This window comes from Marinobacter sp., assembly GCF_965229985.1.
Classification (GTDB): Bacteria; Pseudomonadota; Gammaproteobacteria; order Pseudomonadales; family Oleiphilaceae; genus Marinobacter.
Window position 1 is genome coordinate 3,083,235 of record NZ_OZ245935.1, and the last position, 16,572, is coordinate 3,099,806.

Below are 16,572 nucleotides of genomic sequence, written 5' to 3' on the forward strand. Positions count from 1 at the left end.
GGGAAGCCGGTGCCCTGTTACCAGGCACCGGGTTGAGAGGAGCGGTTACGTGCAGAGATTCCGGAAGCAGGCCACCACAATGGCCCGGGTTCAGCCGAAGGTTGCGGGCAGCCAGAGGGTAATGGCCGGGACATAGGCCACCAGTGCCACCACGCCAAGCAGAACCAGCATGAAGGGCCAGATATGGCGCGCGACAGTCTCCACGCGCAGCCCGCTGATGCTGGAGGCGACAAAAATGGAATAGCCCACCGGTGGCGTCACCATGCCAACGGCAAAGTTGATGACCACCATGGCCCCCAACTGGATCGGATCCAGACCGATCTGCTGGCCCAGCCCTATAAGGACGCCACTGAGAATGACCATAGCGGAGATGTTGTCCATCACGGCGCCCAGCAGCAGCAACATGATATTGACGATCAGTAGCAGGATGATCGGGTTGTCCGTGAGCGCAAGCAGCGCCTGGGTGAGCTGGGCCGGAATCTGTTCACTGGCCATGACCCAGGCGAACCCGTAAGCCACTGCAACGATGAACATGATAACGGCGGTCGTTCTCATAGAGCTCATCAGGATAGAGGGCATTTTCCTCCAGTCTAGATCGCGGTACAGAAACAGGCCGACAATGGCGCTGTATAGGACACCGACCATAGCGGCTTCGGTGGGAGTGAACATGCCGCTGTAGATGCCTCCAAGTATGACAACCGGGGCAAGCAGGGCCCAGATGCCATCCTTCAGAGCGAACAGGAATTCTTTGCCGGTGGCCCGCTTTTCCTTTGCGACGCCGTGATGCCGGGCGTAAAGGACACTTACTACACAGAAACCGGCGGCGGCAATAAGACCGGGAATGATGCCAGCAAGGAAGAGCTTGGCGATGGATTCCTCCGCCAGTACACCCCAGATAACCATCGGGATAGAAGGCGGAATCATTTGTCCCAGCGGCCCCACTGCGGTCGCAAGTGCCGCGGCATACCCGCGCTGGTAGCCCCGGTCTTCCAGCTCATCGATCATGATTGAGCCGACGGCCGCTGTGGTAGCGGGGGCGGACCCGGAGATTGCGCCAAAGAAGGTTCCTGCAGCCACTGTCGACATTGAGAGGCCGCCAGTCAGATGCCCGAAGAAGGTTTCAGCGACTCGCACCAGCCGCCGGGACAGGCCGCCTGCACTCATCACCTCACCTGCCAGGATAAAACCGGGAATGGCGAGTAGGCTCGTGACGCTGCTTCCGGCAATGAATTGCTGGGGCAGAATCATCGGATTCACATCGGCCATCCAGATGCCCACAGCCGCCAGCAAGCCGATTGTGAATGCAATGGGTACACCGAGGGCCAGAAGAACAATCAGGCCAATTATCATGACCAGGCCAATCTCACCCATATTAATGCTCCGAGGATTTGTGGATCGGCCGTGGCCGGACAAGAAGAATCAGGGCATGAATACTGATCAGCGCGCCTCCGACAGGAACCGCTGCATTCTTGACCCAGACTGGATAGCGGATAGCGGGCGATACCTGGCCGGCGGTGAACTCCGCGAAGTTCCAGCCGGTCCAGAGCATTACCAGCCCGAAGCCGATGATCAGCACCATGATGCTTCGTTCCACCAGTTCACCGAGAAGCGCCGGTAGCGAGTCGACCAGCAGGGTTACCCGAACATGGCCCCCGGTGCGGACCAGCGCGCTGGCAAACAGGAAGACCGTCCAGGTAAATGCCAGAGCTGCGACTTCATCGCTCCACACCAGCGCATCACCGAGTACGTAACGGTAGAAGACACCCAGTAGCAGGCTGCCGATCATGGCCAGAGCAGTCACCACTCCGACAGCCTGGGATCCCAGGGCCAGGGCGTTTCCAAATTTATCCAGGTACTGATACATCCAAACGGTTCCCGGTCAGAAGTCCCGATAGATTCGGGGTGTTCCAGGACAGGTGGCGTTACTCGGCCACCTGCTCCAGGGCCATGTCGAGAATATCCGCGCCAATCTTGCTGCGGTATTCGTCGTAGACGTTGGCAACCTTGCTCCGGAACGCCTCCACATCGTCGACCTCATTGACCGTCATACCCGCCGCCTCGATCTGGTCAAGAACCGCACCGTTATTGGACGCAACGGTCTCGCGCTGGCGATCAATGGCCCGCTTGGCGGCCTGATGAACCAGTTCCTGGGTTTCCGGAGAAAGCTTGTTGAAGGTCTGCTTGGACATCAGCAGGGCCAGGGCGTTGTAGGTATGACTTGTCAGGGACAGATAGTCGGTTACTTCCGGGTACTTGTTGGCAAAGATAACAGGCAGCGGGATTTCCAGCCCGTCGACCGTGCCCTGTTGTACCGCGGTAAAGACATCACTCCAGGCCATGGGTACCGGGTTTGCACCTATGGCGCGGAAGCTGGCAATGAACAGATCGCTGGGCTGAACCCGCAACTTCACGCCGTTGAAATCCTCCGGTGTACGGATTGGGCGCTCGTTGTTAATGGTGTGCCGGAAGCCGGCTTCCGGAAAACCAAGCCCGATAATGCCTTTGGCGTCCAGCTTGGCAAGCAGTGTCTGGCCGACTTCGCCATCCAGGACTTTGTGTGCCTGCTGGTTGTTGGCATACAGAAAGGGCAGATCGTTGAGCTGGAATGCAGACTCCAGAGTACCGACCTGGGTTCCCGTAATCACACCTGCGTCCATGGTTCCGAACTGCATGGCTTGCAGCATCGCGGTGTCGTTGCCGAGTTGGTGGTTGGGGTAGAACTGAACGTTGAATTCGCCCGGTGCGGCGGCCTCGAGCTCTTCCGCAAAGTAGTGGGCGGCGATTGCGTAGGGGTCGACTTTACTGTCAGCCGTGGTCCAGCCGAGCTTGATGGTTGTCTGGGCCTGGCTCAACGTGGCGGCGCTGGCCAGGAGGGCGGCGGCGATCAATTTACGATTCATGAGTTTCATTGTTTTTCTCCGATGTAAATCAAACTGGGAAGGTGTTTTGTCTTGATGGTATCCCCTTTCCAGTCAGGCAGGTTGTGCCAAATTTATTTGTGTTTATTTGCTCCGATTTTGATCGGTAAAAAATAATCTAGGGTAAGAAAAACAAAAGCGCAAATTTAATATTATTCAGTCATTTGTGAATAAAATTAAAAAGACACCTTCCTGAATTCCATTCATAACAACCTGAATATAATTGAATTTGCAAAAACTGATAAATCATATTATTTATTTGTGAGCTGATTATTTATTTAATGGGGTTCGTTATTAATTAATAAAAGGAAAAAGCAATGAGCCAGGAAGTGTCGTGTGAAATAGAGCGCCTGGAAAAAGATTTTTTATGGCCCGAAAACAAACGATTGGCGATTAATTTTAATATCGCTTTTGAAATGTGGACGCCGGATTCGTGTTCCAGTGTGAACCCCATGGGCAATGTTCTGGCCGGTGATATGGTAGACCCAAACGCCGACAGTTATGGTCGTTATAACGCCAATGTGGGCGCGAAAAGGCTGTTTGATATTGCGGAAAGCTACGGCGTGGCCACCAGTGTGTTTACCTCCGGTCTGGTTGCAGAACACTGTTCGGCTGAGCTCAAAAAACGCTTTGACTATGGGCATGAGATCATCGGCCACAGCTATGGCCAGAACATGCTTTTCCCGTATCTGAATGAACAGCAGATCGAAGACAATATAAAAAAATCGACTGCGCTGATTCAGCAAGCAACCGGTCAGAAGCCTGGCGGCTGGATCAGTCCCAGAATCACCTCCGATCTGGACGTTCAGCGCAGGCTATCCCTGCATGGCTACAAGTGGCACGGCGATGCACTGGATGATGATCGACCGTACCTTCAGCGGTTTTCCGACAGTACGATCATGGCGATCCCGGTAACCATCGATTTCAATGATCTGCCACACGCCATGCGATTTGGCAGAACGCCCGAGCAGTTTGTCGAGATGTTCACAGCGACGTTGGACAGGCTTTTGGCGAGCAATCGCGAAACCCTGATTCTGGATGTGATTGTTCACGGCCACTGCTATGGCAGGCCTGCGGGCGCCTGGGCATTTGAAGAAATCGTTAAGCGATGTGCCCAGCAAAGCGAACTGTGGCTAACCACCAGAGGACAGATCTTTCATTATGTGAGACCATTTTTCGACGATTGATACCGGAGGCAAAACGCCCACAGCAACTATGGCAGTACGGAACCCGATAAGCCCGCAACCGGGTACCGCAGATCTGAACAATCCGCTGTACTATCTCGAAAACATGGAAACCGTCCTTGGCTGGGTGCAGAGCCATCACGGCGACTTGCTGACGGCAGAAGAGCTGGATCGACTGGCCAGCTTTCATACCCTTTCTCTGCCGGCCCGGGCCTTGCTGACCCGCATGGTGATGCGTACGGGCGATCTATTTCGGTCGGACAAACTCAAGTACCCGGAGCTTGGCGTACCAGAGCACAGGGCCCTGGCGGAACTGTCTGACGCGGGCTGGCTGGACACCGATCCCATGCTCAGCCTGGACGGGCTGTTTCGCCTGTTCACGCTGGGAGAACTGCGTCCGGCTCTGGGGCCTCTGCTAAAGGCGGCCGGAGAGCCTGCCAACCTGCCCAAAGGCCAGATGCGCGACGCCCTGCTTCCGGAGTTTCCCGACCCTCTTACCGTCGCCGACTGGCTCGGTCAGCACGCCAGGCCGGTGGTCAGGCTCAAAACCATGGCGTTGTTTGACCGGGTTCGCCTGATGTTTTTCGGCAACCTTCGCCAGAGCTGGTCCGATTTTGTACTGGTGGAACTGGGTCATCAGCAATACGAGCCGGTCACTTTCACACCGGATTCCCGGGCGTTCCAGCACCGTTCAGAGGTGGATCTGTATATTGCCATGCACCAGTGCCGGGAGTGGCTGGACGCGGGCATACCCGCTGTTGAGGTGTGGCCGGAAGTGCCGGGGCCTTCGGACAATGCCTGGTTAACCAGTCGGCGCGACCGGCTCTTGCTGGAATTGGGCCGGCAGGCGGAGCGTCAGGGGGAGCGTGAGCTGGCGGTAGAGTCCTTCGCTCGCAGCGGCCATCGGGAAGCGCGGTTGAAGCAGCTCCGGTTGCTGGAGCGGCTGAAGCGTCACCAGGAAGCCTGGGTCATTGCCTCCGAGTGGCAGAACCAGGAACTGAGCGATGCCGAAGCCCAGGGCCTGGCGCGGATTCTGAAGCGGCTTGCGAACCGGCTTGGCCAGACCGCGCCACAGCCTCCGGCGAAGCCGCCAATCCGGGACATCACCCTGACCCTGCCCAAACCGGAAATCGGATCCGTGGAGTACGCCGTCCAGCACCATCTGTATCAGGACGATGCACCCGTATTCTATGTGGAAAACACCCTGATCAACGGACTGTTCGGCCTGCTCTGCTGGCAAACCATCTTTGCGCCGGTGCCGGGGGCCTTTTTCCATCCATTCCATGTGGGCCCCGCCGACCTGACCCGGGAAGATTTCGTAAACCGTCGCCAGGCATCCTTCGAGCAGTGCTTTGGGTTGCTGGCGGATGGTCGTTACCGGAACCGGATTCTGGAGAATTATCGGGCCAAGCAGGGCACCACCAACCCTTTCGTGATCTGGCCGGTCATCACCGAGGAACTGCTCAGCTTGGCGCTGGATTGCATTCCGCCGGAGGATCTGGACAAGCTGTTCCGTCGCCTGTTGTTGAATATCCGGGAGCATCGCAGTGGCTTCCCGGATTTGATTCGCTTTTTTCCGGGTGCCACCGACACGGCAAAGCGCTATGAAATGATCGAGGTGAAGGGGCCGGGTGACCGGCTGCAGGATCACCAGATCCGTTGGCTCGAATTTTTTGCCGGTGAAGGTATCCCCGCCAGTGTCTGCTACGTGCGTTGGCAAGGCGATGGGGTGATGGGATGACGGTGAAGGTTGCCGTCCGAACCCTTTGCGAATTTGCCGCCCGCAAGGGTGATCTGGACTTCCGCTACACCCCGGCCCCCAGTGCCGAGGAAGGCATCGCCGGCCATCAGGCCATCCAGTCCCGGCGCGGCTATGGCTACAAAAGCGAGTATTTACTGACTGGTGAATGCCTGGGGTTATTGCTTTCCGGGCGCGCGGATATTTATAACCCGCACCGTGGCCGGCTGGAAGAAATTAAGACCCACCGGGGCGACCTGGCCCGAATCCGCGAGCATCAGCGGGCGCTTCACCGTGCCCAGTTGCGAGCCTACGGAGCCCTGTTGTGCCGGCAGGAAAACCGGAAAACCCTGGAGCTGGCACTGATCTATTACGACACTGGCAGGGACAAGGAAACGCCAGTGGTGGAGACCGCCAGTGCCGAAGAGCTCTGGCAGGAACTGGAAACCCTGTGTAGTCATTACAAGGCCTGGGCCGAACAGGAAGAGCATCACCGCGAGCAGCGCAACTCCCTGCTCTCCGGCCTTACTTTTCCTTTCCCAGCGTTTCGCCCCCGGCAGCGCCAGCTGGCGGAGACGGTGTACAAGAACGCGGTAAAGTCCGACACCCTGCTGCTGGAAGCCCCCACCGGTCTGGGCAAGACCCTGGGCACTCTGTTCCCGGCGTTGATGGCCATGCCAGCGGCCGGGCAGGACCGGCTGTTCTACCTCACCTGTCGCAATACCGCCCGTCAGTTGGCCATGGATGCCTTGGCGCGCCTGCGTTCGGCTCAAGCGGCCTCGAACTGGCCCCTGCGAACCCTGGAACTGGTGTCGAAAGACGACGCTTGCGAGCACCCGGACAAAGCCTGCCATGGCGAATCCTGCCCCCTGGCCAAAGGGTTTTTCGACCGGCTGCCCGATGCCCGGGCGGAAGCGGCCCAGACCGAGGGCACACTGGATCAACACACATTGGCGAAGATCGCCGCCGGTCACGAGATTTGCCCCTACTTTCTGGCCCAGGAAATGGCCCGGTGGAGCGATGTGGTGATCGGTGATGTGAACCGGCTGTTCGATCAATCTGCCCTGCTCCATGGTTTGATTCGCCAGAACAACTGGAAGACCAGCGTGCTGGTGGATGAGGCCCATAACCTGGTGGACCGTGGCCGGGGCATGTATTCGGTTCGGTTGGATCAGCAGCGTTTGCTGAGGATCAAAAAAACCGCACCGAAGCCGCTGAAATCCGCCATCGACCGGACAGCCCGGGCGTGGCAGAGCCTGATCCGGGATCACCAGGCTGATACAGAGAGCCCGGAGTTTCTGGAGACACTGCCCACGCAATTGCTGGGTGCCCTGCAGGCCATGGTCTCCAATCTGACCGATTATCTCGCCGACCATCCACCGGATCTGGCCCTGCAGGAACTGCTGTTTGAAAGTGTCGCCTTCATGAAGCTGGCGGATACGTTCGGCGATCACTCCCTGTGTGAATTCCAGCGGGCCGGTCGGGGACGGGCCAGTCTGACGATCCAGAACCTGATCCCGGCGGATTTTCTGCGAGAGCGGTTTGAAGCCGCGCATTCGGTGCTGCTCTTTTCCGCCACCCTAAGCCCGGGTGTCTACTACCGGGATCTGCTGGGGCTGCCCGAGGATTCGCGCTTTACCTCCTTGCTCAGTCCGTTCAGCGCGGATCAGTTGCAGGTTCAGTTCACGCCCGGCATCAGTACCCGACAGGTTCACCGGGAGGCGTCCCTCCAGCCCATCGCCGAGCTGATCGCCCGCCAGTTCCGGGAGCGGCCCGGGCATTACCTGGCGTTTTTCAGCAGCTTCAAGTACGCGAAACAGGTCAGTGAGGCCCTCGCGAACCAGGCCCCCGATGTCCCCCAGCGAGCACAGGCGCCGGGTATGTCTTCCCAGCAACGGGCGGACTTTCTGGCAGGGTTCAGGGAACCGGAAGGCAGTGTGGCGTTCGCCGTTCTGGGTGGGGTGTTCAGTGAAGGGATTGACCTGCCCGGGGATCAGTTGATCGGGGCCTTTGTTGCAACCCTTGGTTTGCCGCCTTTCGATGCCTGGCATGAAATCCTGAAGGCTCGCCTGGAACAGCGCTTCGGCGCCGGTTATGACTACACCTATCTGATTCCGGGCCTGCAGAAGGTTGCCCAGGCGGCCGGGCGGGTAATTCGTACCCCGGAAGACCGGGGCGTGATCTGGCTGATTGATGACCGGTTTCTGCAGCCGGCCATCAACAGGTTTTTTCCTCGCTGGTGGCTTGCAGAGAGCCACTCTGACGATCCGCGGCGCGAATCTTCAGAGACCGGTTAATCACGGTGGTGTCGACGGAGCCTTTCTGTGCGATAGCCGACAGGGCCTGTTCGAGCGTGGCATTGGCGATGGCCTCATGATTCTGGGGCAAAGAGTTCACCGCCAGTGGAAGAAAGTCCAGCAGTCGGTCATCGCCGAAGGTCGCAATTTTCAGAGTCTCCGGAAGCCGGCCCGGCTGTTCGAGCAGGGCATCCAGAACCCCTTGAAGCAGCGTGTAAGAGGCGGTAACCAGGGCATCCGGAAGGCCATGGTCAGTCAGGATCCGACGCATCATTGCGGCACCCGAGGCACGATCGTAATGTGGGCCGCTCTCCACCAGGGAAGAGACGCCGGCCTCACCTGCTGCGGCCAGAAAGCCTTCCCGGCGCTCCTGGGTCATGGCAATCTCCGGTACCGCATCCAGCCAGGCGATGCTGGCGGTTCCCGCATCCAGCACGGAACGAGTCAGGATTTCGGCTGCTGCACGGTTATCGCTGACCACGCATCGGATCTGATCCGGTGACTGGGACCGGTCGACTGCAACCACCGGCAGACCCTCTTTCTGCAGTTCGGGATAGAAGGGGTCGTCCAGGGCCAGGGCACTGGCGACAATCAGCGCGTCGCAGCGCCTCGCTTTCAAGGCTCGGGCCAGGGACTTTTCGGTCTCAGGGTCGTCATCAGAGCCGGCAATCAGGAGCTGATAGCCTCTCGCCCTCGCGCCCTGCTCAAGCAGCTTGGCCAGCCGGGCATAACTGGTGTTCTCCAGATCCGGCAGGATAAAACCGAGGGTCCGGCTGGCGCCACCCCGCAGCGCTGCCGCCTGGGTATCTACCTGAAAGTCATGGGCCTTGGCCACCGCCAGCACTTTCTCGATGGTGTCCTGTTTGATGCGCCGTGTAGCGCCCTGGCCATTGATGACATAGCTGGCCGTGGTTCTTGAAACGCCGGCAAGCCGGGCAAGTTCCGCAAGGGTCATGGGCGACAGCTCCGATTAAAAGATTGCTTGATTTCTGATCATATCTGTTTCATCATCGATTTTAAGCATGCTGACACGATTCAGCAAACAAAAACCGATACGCGGTATCGAAACAAAGACGCAGTATCAAAACAAAAAGCGAGGCAACGATCATGCTGACGCTGACTGCCAATGACGTTCTACTGGGTGCCACTGCCTCTGACTGGCAGGACGCACTGCAACAGGCAGCCCGGGATCTTGAGGCCGCTGGCCGAACATCCCCCGATTACCTGGCCGGAATGAAGGCCCGTGAACAGCAATCGTCCACGGTACTGGGTAACGGCATTGCCATTCCCCACGGTACACCGGAAAGCCGGGATGCCGTTCTCAAAACCGGTATCCGCATTCTTCAGTTCCCGGAAGGCATCACCTGGCACGACAATGCACGGGTTCATGTGCTGGTGGCTATTGCGGCCCAGTCTGACGAACACCTGGATATTCTCCGCCACCTGACCCGCGTGCTGGACAAGCCCGGGCTGGCGGAAAAATTGGGCCGGGCCACGGATGCCGCCGAGCTGGTTGCCCTGCTATCCAAAGCTCCGGCGGTGGCCAAATGCGACACCGAAACCCTGTGCCTGGGCATCGATGCTTCCACTCCGAATGAGCTGTCCCTGATTGCCGCCGCGCGCCTGCAGAGCCTGCGCTGTGTGGACACAGAGTTTCTGGCCAGCATTATCGGTCAGCCGCCAGTGGCCCTCGGCCAGGGTTTCTGGCTGACCCATCATACCGTTGGTGCCAGACGCCCGACCCTGTCCCTGGCGACACCCAGGCGGGCGACGCCGGAACTGCGGGGCGTGTTCTGCCTGGCCGGTCCCGGTGACGAATGTCATGACCTGCTCGATCGCATTGATAACTTCCTGGCTCGTAATGAACCCATTGATGGCCTGAGCGCCGAGGCTGTGCTGGCCCGGCTGTCCGGTGAGGCTGCTGATGCGGTCACCGCCAAAGTGACCCTGCTTAATACCCACGGGCTGCATGCGAGGCCAGCGAAGCAACTGGTCCAGGAGGCCCGCCGACACAATGCCGGCATCCGGATTCGTCTTCTGGAGGGTGACGGCAGTGCGGTGTCCGCCACCAGCCTCACCCGGGTGATCGGCCTGGGCGCTCGCCGGGGCCAGACGCTTCTGCTGTCGGCAACAGGAGATGAGGCCGCGCAGGCCATTAACTCCCTGACCAAAGCCATCGAAGAGGGTCTGGGCGAAAAGGTCGCGCCGTTACGCTCGGCGGAGCAGCAAACAGCGGAGCCCAGCGTTCAGCCTTCAGAGCCGTTGGCTGATGACCAACCGGTGAAAGCCGTGGCTGCGTCACCGGGGCTGGCGCTGGCGCCGGCGTTTGTGATGCGCCAGCCGGAGCTGGAGTATCCGGAGTCCGCCGCGGACAGTGAGCAGCAGATCCAGCGCCTTAACCAGGCCATGGATGAGGCCGATGGTCAGCTCCGGACCCTGATCCGGCAAGCTGAAGGTGGTGAGGCCGCGCCAATTCTTTCGGTGCATGTGGAGATGCTACAGGACGAAGATCTCTACCAGGCGACGCTGGAAGCGATCAACGAAGGGGCGTCCGCCGAGGCAGGCTGGTGGAAAGCCATAGATACCGCGGCCCGGGCCCAGGAAGCACTGGCTGACCGTTTGCTGGCGGAACGCGCCGCGGATCTGCGGGACGTCGGGCGCCGGGTCCTGGCCAACCTCTGTGGCGTGGGCATGCCGACGCCGCCGGACACCCCTTATATACTGGTGGCCGATGATCTGGGGCCGTCGGATGTGGCTCGGCTGGATACCACCCGGGTGCGCGGCCTGGTCACAGCCCGCGGGGGAGCGACGTCCCACAGTGCGATTCTGGCCCGAGCCCTGGGCCTGCCAGCGGTTGTGGGTGCCGGTGAGCGAATACTGACTATCCTGAATGGCTCTGATCTGGTGGTGGATGGCGAACGGGGCTGCCTGGTGCCGAACCCCGGGGCCGGGCGATGCGAGAAGATCCGTCGCCGTTTGCAACAACTGGAAGCGTTGCAGGCCGAAGCCCATGAAAACCGCAATCAGCCTGCTACTACCGAAGATGGCCATACCATCGAAGTCTGCGCCAATCTCGGCAACACCGCACACACCCCGGATGCCGTGGAAAGGGGCGCCGACGGTGTTGGCCTGCTTCGTACCGAGTTCATTTTCATGGCCCATCCGGAAGCGCCGGATCTGGCCACCCAGGTCAGTGAATACCAACACGCGTTTGACGCCCTGAACGGCCTGCCCCTGGTGGCCCGTACCCTGGACGTGGGCGGCGACAAGCCCTTGGATTACTGGCCGTTGCCCCAGGAAGACAACCCGTTTCTGGGCATGCGTGGTATCCGGCTGTCACTGACCCGGCCGGACATCCTGGAAACCCAGGTGCGGGCGCTGCTGACTGCCGCTGGCGACCGGCCCCTGCGCATCATGTTCCCTATGGTCAAGGATGTAGAAGAGTTCCGGGCTGCCAGGGCAATTGTCTCCCAAGTGCAGGCGGAGGTGGCCGCCAGCGATGTTCAGGTTGGCGTGATGATAGAAGTGCCCTCCTGTGCCTTGCTGGCGTCGACCCTGGCGCCCGAGGTGGACTTCTTCTCGGTCGGCACCAATGACCTGACCCAATACACCCTGGCCATCGACCGTGGCCACGGACAGCTGTCGGCGGAATCGGATGGACTGCACCCCTCGGTATTGCGGCTGATCCGGATGACCGTGGAAGCCGCTCATGCCCACAATCGCTGGGTCGGGGTATGCGGTGAGCTTGCGTCCGACCCCCAGGCCATTCCGGTACTGGTCGGGCTGGAGGTGGACGAGCTGTCTGTGACCAGCCGTCGGGTACCCCTGGTCAAGGCCTGTATTCGTGGCCTAAACCTTGAAACCGCTCGTCGGCAGGCTGAAAAGGCCCTGTCCCTGGCAACGGCGGCCGAGGTGCGTGATGCCCTGGAGGCCTGGTGATGGCCAATATCCTCACAATCACTCTGAACCCGGCCCTGGATCTCAGCGTTGAAACTCCGACCCTTGCCGTCGGTGAAGTCAATCGCACCGGCAATACCCGGCTGGAACCGGCGGGCAAGGGCATAAACGTGGCCCGTGTACTCGCGCGACTGGGCCATTCGGTCACGGTGACCGGCCTGATGGGCGAAGCCAATGCCACGTCCTTTGAGCGCCTATTCGCCGCCGAAGGGCTGCAGGACAGCTTTGTGCGCGTTCCGGGCCAGAACCGCATCAATATCAAAATTGCCGAGGCCGGTGGCCGGGTGACCGACCTGAACGGGCCGGGTTTCCGGATGCCGGAAGATGCCCTCCAGCGCCTGGAATTCCGGCTGGCGCCGCTGTTGCCGGAATGCGACGTGGTGGTGATCGCTGGCAGTCTGCCCGATGGTTTTCCGCCGTCCGGACTGGCAGCCCTGGTGCAGCAGGCCTCCAGGGCCGGCAAAGCCGTTTGGCTGGATACCAGTGGCGAGGGCCTGAAGGCCGGCATCAAAGCGGGACCCTTTGCCATCAAACCCAACACGGATGAGCTGTCTGACTGGGCCGGCATGCCCCTGAAGGATTTGGCCTCAGTCGCAGCTACGGTTGACGGCATCCGTGCTGGCGGCGTGTCCCACGTGGTCGTGTCCATGGGTGCAGACGGCGTGTTGTGGTCGTCGCCGGCCGGCACCTTGAGATCGCAGGTACCTCCGGTCTCGGTGGTCAGCACCGTGTGCGCCGGCGATACGCTGCTGGCGGGCATGCTTCATGGTGTGCTTCTGGGCCAGCCCGATGAGGTAATACTGAAGTTTGCCACCGCTTTGTCTGCCGAATGCGTGCAACACATCGGTGTCGGAGACCCCGAGGCCCCGGACTTTTCTTCCCTTCTCCAAAAAACCCGGGTGCAGCCGTGGCCCGCGGAAAACAACACCGGAGAGATGCCGTTATGAACCTGATTATTGTGACCGCCTGCCCCCAGGGCGTGGCAACTCGTTTTCTGGCCGCACGTGCCCTTGAGCGGGCGGCGAACCGGCGCGGCTGGTCTGTTACGACTGACACTCGAGGCCCGGATGGTAAAGCGGACAACAAACCCAGCGAAGAGGCTATCCGACAGGCGGATCTTGTTATTGCCGCGGTCGGTGTCCCGGTAGATCTGGAAGCCTATGCAGGCAAACGCCTGCTGCAGATTCCGGTCACCGCCGCCCTACCAGATCCCGACGCCATCCTGACCAGGGCACAGGCAGAAGCCACACCCTGGGACCCGGCAATGGCCAGTCAGGAATCTGCAGCAACCAGTTCCGCTGTCGGCAGTGCCTCGGTGGGTAAGCGGATTGTTGCCGTTACTGCCTGTCCCACTGGCGTCGCCCATACCTTTATGGCGGCGGAGGCACTGATCGCCGCGACGGAATCCGCTGGCCACAAGATCCGGGTGGAAACCCAGGGCTCAGTTGGCGCGCAGGATCCTCTAACTGCCGAAGAAATCGCTGCTGCCGACGTGGTGATCCTGGCCTGTGACATTGAGGTGGACCCGGGACGCTTTGCCGGCAAGCGGGTCTGGCGGACCTCGACCGGTGCGGCCCTGAAAAAACCAGCCGATACCATCCGTGATGCCCTGGTCGAGGCCGTGGTTTTTGAAGGCGGCCAGCAGAAAGCTACCAGTGGTGCCGGAAGCGGCGAAAAGCGGGGGCCCTATAAGCACCTGCTCACCGGCGTGTCCTTCATGCTGCCCATGGTGGTTGCTGGCGGTTTGCTGATCGCCCTGTCCTTCGTATTCGGAATTGAAGCGTTTCAGGAAGAAGGCACGCTGGCTGCCGCCCTGATGCAGATTGGTGGCGGTACCGCGTTCAAGCTGATGATTCCATTGCTGGCCGGGTACATCGCCTGGTCGATTGCCGACCGTCCCGGCCTGGCGCCGGGCATGATCGGTGGGTTTCTGGCGGGTGAGTTGGGAGCCGGGTTCCTCGGCGGTATTGTGGCGGGTTTCCTGGCTGGCTATGTCGCGCGCTTTATCAGCCAGAAACTGCCGATGCCAGAGAGCATCGAATCGCTGAAGCCGATCCTCATTATTCCCTTGCTGGCCAGTCTGGTGACGGGCCTGGGGATGATCTATGTGATCGGAGAGCCCATGGCCGCCATCATGGGCGCCCTGACCGGTTTCCTCGAAAGTATGGGAACGACCAATGCGATCCTGCTTGGTGGCATTCTCGGTGCCATGATGTGCTTTGATCTGGGAGGGCCTGTCAACAAGGCGGCCTATACCTTCGGCGTGGGTCTGCTTTCAGAGGGCAGCGGCGGCTCGGCACCGATGGCGGCCATCATGGCGGCAGGAATGGTGCCGGCGATCGGCATGGGTGTGGCGTCGTTCATCGCCCGGCGTAAGTTTGCAGAGGCGGAACGCCAGGCCGGACGGGCGTCCTTCGTGTTGGGTTTGTGCTTTATCTCGGAAGGAGCGATACCCTTTATGGCGAAGGATCCGTTGCGGGTAATTCCGGTGTGCATGATCGGTGGCGCAATTACCGGTGCCCTGTCGATGCTGTTCACCGTCAAGCTGATGGCACCCCATGGCGGGCTGTTTGTGCTTGCCATTCCGAACGCGGTTAGTACCGTATTGCCCTACCTGATTGCGATTACCGTGGGATCACTGGTGATCGGTTTCGGTTACGCGTTGCTGAAAACCGGCAAGGCGGAAGTGGCGACAGCGGTAAGCTGAAAATGTAAAAACTGCGGCCCTCGTCTGAGGGCCGCAATTAATCAACCGAATACAAAAAACGCCAGCTTGTTGCCGTCCGGGTCTTTCACATAGGCGCCGTAAAACTGGTCCGGAATTCTCTGCCCGGGCTCACCGTCGCAGGTAGCACCAAGCTCGATCGCTTTCTTGTACATGGCATTCACGCCTTCTTTGGAACCCGCAGGAAGGGCGACCATATTGCCGTTGCCGGGATGGTTGGGCTCTTCGTTGAAGGGAACGCAAACGGCGATCATGGGCTCGCTCATTCGCTTGCCGATAAAGGCGATACGGCCCATGTCCAGAAGCAGCTTGGCCCCCTGGTCACTCAACAATTCAGCATAGAATGCCTTTGCTCGTTCCATATCACTGACGCCAAGGGTGACGTATCCGATCATACCTGTTCTCCGTTGATGATTGTTTGGGGCGTATTTAATACGTTGAGCACCAGGCCGGGATCATTCTCCGTCGCCATCGGCCACTACCCGATTACGCCCAGATCGCTTGGCGGCATACAGTGACTGGTCGCAGGCCGATAGTAAATCCCGAACCGAAGTGCTCTGGGTATCTGACCCGGACCAGTTAACTACCCCGGCACTGAACGTGATGCTGAAGGTTTCTCCTTCATCACTGATAAAGCTCTCTGTTTGCAGGGCAATCCGCAGGGATTCCGCCACCTGGCCGGCTTCGGACAGCCCGGTATTGGGCATGAAGATAATAAATTCCTCACCCCCCGTGCGGGCTACGATATCGGATTTTCGGGTGCTGGACTCGATGATATCGGCGAAGCGCTTTAGCACCGCATCGCCGGTTGGGTGCCCATAGGAATCATTGATGATCTTGAAGAAATCGATATCCAGAGAAATCAGCGAGAAAGTATCTCCGTACCTCTCTCCCTGCACGACGGACTCCTGCAACTTCCGCAGCATATACCGCCGGTTGTATAGCCCGGTCAGTTCATCGGTAATTGAGAGTTGTTCCAGCTCCAGTTCCAGGTTCTTCTGGGTGTCGATATTGATGGTCATGCCGTGCCAGCTGATTCGGCCATCAGGATCTTTGTCGGGCAGTGATACGCCCTTGAGCCAGTAGCTTCCGCGTTTGGTCTGGACGCGGTATTCGCAAACCCACTCCTCCAGGGTCTCGGCAGAAACGGCGATGCTCTCGTGCACTCTGGGGAGATCATCCGGATGGATCAGGTTGAAGATCTTGTCGGGATCAGACAGACATTCTTCTGCTGTCAGTCCGTAAAAATCCCAGGTTTTTTCGCTGAGGTAGGAAAAGTAGTAGCGACCGCCCGGTTCCAGCACAAAGGTGTAAATAATGCCCGGCAGGGATTTGGCGAGTTGCTCCATCTGGTGTTGGCTCAGCTTCTCCCGGGTGACATCCAGGTGTGTTCCCATCAGCCAGCGGGTATCCAGGCCTCGATCGTCGGTAAGCAGCGTGCCACGGGTGTGAATGTAGCGCCAGTCCCCGCATTTATGGAGCATGCGGACCACGCAATCGAACTGTGGGGCGTCACCATCCAGATAGCGGGCCAGAGCCTCGCGGGCCTCCTGGAGGTCCCTCGGATGGCAAAGGTTTTCCCAGGTCTTGAAGGTGACGGGCTGGAGTTCTTCGAGGCAATAGCCGAGCAGGTCTGCCCAGCGAGGATTGTAGATAACCTCGCCAGTATCAAGATTCCATTCCCAGGTACCCGCTCCGGTGCCTTCCAGAATTGCTTTCAGTCGGATTTCCGGTGTCAGTTCCATGTGCCTTC

Annotated in this window: 12 protein-coding genes; 6 read left to right on the forward strand and 6 right to left on the reverse strand. The window is 59.5% G+C overall.

Annotated features, from left to right (window positions below; translation table 11 throughout):
• Positions 1 to 90 precede the first annotated feature (90 nt).
• From ACO06L_RS14045 to ACO06L_RS14055, 3 genes are read right to left on the reverse strand one after another with little or no spacing between them, the layout of a single operon-like run.
• Positions 91 to 1,371: a TRAP transporter large permease gene (locus tag ACO06L_RS14045; RefSeq protein ID WP_064229454.1), complete on the reverse strand. Its 1,281-nt coding sequence runs from the start codon at positions 1,369 to 1,371 to the stop codon at positions 91 to 93.
• Between the two features lies 1 nt (position 1,372).
• Positions 1,373 to 1,864 (reverse strand): TRAP transporter small permease, encoded by a 492-nt coding sequence (locus tag ACO06L_RS14050; RefSeq protein WP_064229453.1) that lies wholly within the window; start codon positions 1,862 to 1,864, stop codon positions 1,373 to 1,375.
• Positions 1,865 to 1,922: 58 nt separating this feature from the next.
• Positions 1,923 to 2,909: a TRAP transporter substrate-binding protein gene (locus ACO06L_RS14055; protein ID WP_064229452.1), complete on the reverse strand. Its 987-nt coding sequence runs from the start codon at positions 2,907 to 2,909 to the stop codon at positions 1,923 to 1,925.
• A gap of 461 nt (positions 2,910 to 3,370) precedes the next feature.
• Between ACO06L_RS14055 and ACO06L_RS14060 the strand changes: the two genes are divergently transcribed.
• The 3 genes from ACO06L_RS14060 to ACO06L_RS14070 are packed head-to-tail and all read left to right on the forward strand — an operon-like array spanning position 3,371 to position 8,137.
• Positions 3,371 to 4,105, forward strand: coding sequence for a polysaccharide deacetylase family protein (locus ACO06L_RS14060; RefSeq protein WP_421845846.1), 735 nt, complete (start codon positions 3,371 to 3,373; stop codon positions 4,103 to 4,105).
• A gap of 28 nt (positions 4,106 to 4,133) precedes the next feature.
• The gene (locus ACO06L_RS14065) at positions 4,134 to 5,843 is read left to right on the forward strand and encodes a VRR-NUC domain-containing protein (protein WP_202346246.1); all 1,710 of its coding nucleotides are present in this window, start codon (positions 4,134 to 4,136) and stop codon (positions 5,841 to 5,843) included.
• On the forward strand, positions 5,840 to 8,137 hold the full coding sequence (locus ACO06L_RS14070; protein WP_202346247.1) for an ATP-dependent DNA helicase: 2,298 nt from the start codon (positions 5,840 to 5,842) through the stop codon (positions 8,135 to 8,137). The genes ACO06L_RS14065 and ACO06L_RS14070 overlap by 4 nt, the downstream gene beginning before the upstream one ends.
• On the opposite strand, the gene cra is transcribed toward ACO06L_RS14070, so the two are convergent.
• A complete protein-coding gene (gene cra / locus ACO06L_RS14075; protein ID WP_202346248.1) occupies positions 8,058 to 9,092 on the reverse strand; it encodes a catabolite repressor/activator in 1,035 nt (344 codons plus the stop codon). The two genes, ACO06L_RS14070 and cra, sit on opposite strands and share 80 nt — an antisense overlap.
• Before the next feature lie 152 nt (positions 9,093 to 9,244).
• On the opposite strand from cra, the gene ptsP reads away from it, so the two are divergent.
• Genes ptsP through ACO06L_RS14090 form a run of 3 tightly spaced genes read left to right on the forward strand, consistent with a single transcriptional unit; the run spans position 9,245 to position 14,801 of the window.
• A complete protein-coding gene (gene ptsP, locus ACO06L_RS14080; protein WP_202346249.1) occupies positions 9,245 to 12,076 on the forward strand; it encodes a phosphoenolpyruvate--protein phosphotransferase in 2,832 nt (943 codons plus the stop codon).
• Complete coding sequence (gene pfkB, locus ACO06L_RS14085; protein WP_202346250.1) at positions 12,076 to 13,041, forward strand: 1-phosphofructokinase; 966 nt, start codon at positions 12,076 to 12,078, stop codon at positions 13,039 to 13,041. Before ptsP ends, pfkB begins: the two co-directional genes overlap by 1 nt.
• Positions 13,038 to 14,801, forward strand: coding sequence for a PTS fructose-like transporter subunit IIB (locus ACO06L_RS14090; protein WP_202346251.1), 1,764 nt, complete (start codon positions 13,038 to 13,040; stop codon positions 14,799 to 14,801). The genes pfkB and ACO06L_RS14090 overlap by 4 nt, the downstream gene beginning before the upstream one ends.
• 41 nt (positions 14,802 to 14,842) lie before the next feature.
• Here the strand turns inward: ACO06L_RS14090 and ACO06L_RS14095 are convergent, their stop codons facing one another.
• Together ACO06L_RS14095 and ACO06L_RS14100 are read right to left on the reverse strand one after the other, a co-directional pair.
• Positions 14,843 to 15,214: a VOC family protein gene (locus tag ACO06L_RS14095; protein WP_064229446.1), complete on the reverse strand. Its 372-nt coding sequence runs from the start codon at positions 15,212 to 15,214 to the stop codon at positions 14,843 to 14,845.
• A gap of 60 nt (positions 15,215 to 15,274) precedes the next feature.
• The gene (locus ACO06L_RS14100; protein ID WP_202346252.1) at positions 15,275 to 16,564 is read right to left on the reverse strand and encodes a sensor domain-containing diguanylate cyclase; all 1,290 of its coding nucleotides are present in this window, start codon (positions 16,562 to 16,564) and stop codon (positions 15,275 to 15,277) included.
• Between the last annotated feature and the right edge of the window lie 8 nt (positions 16,565 to 16,572).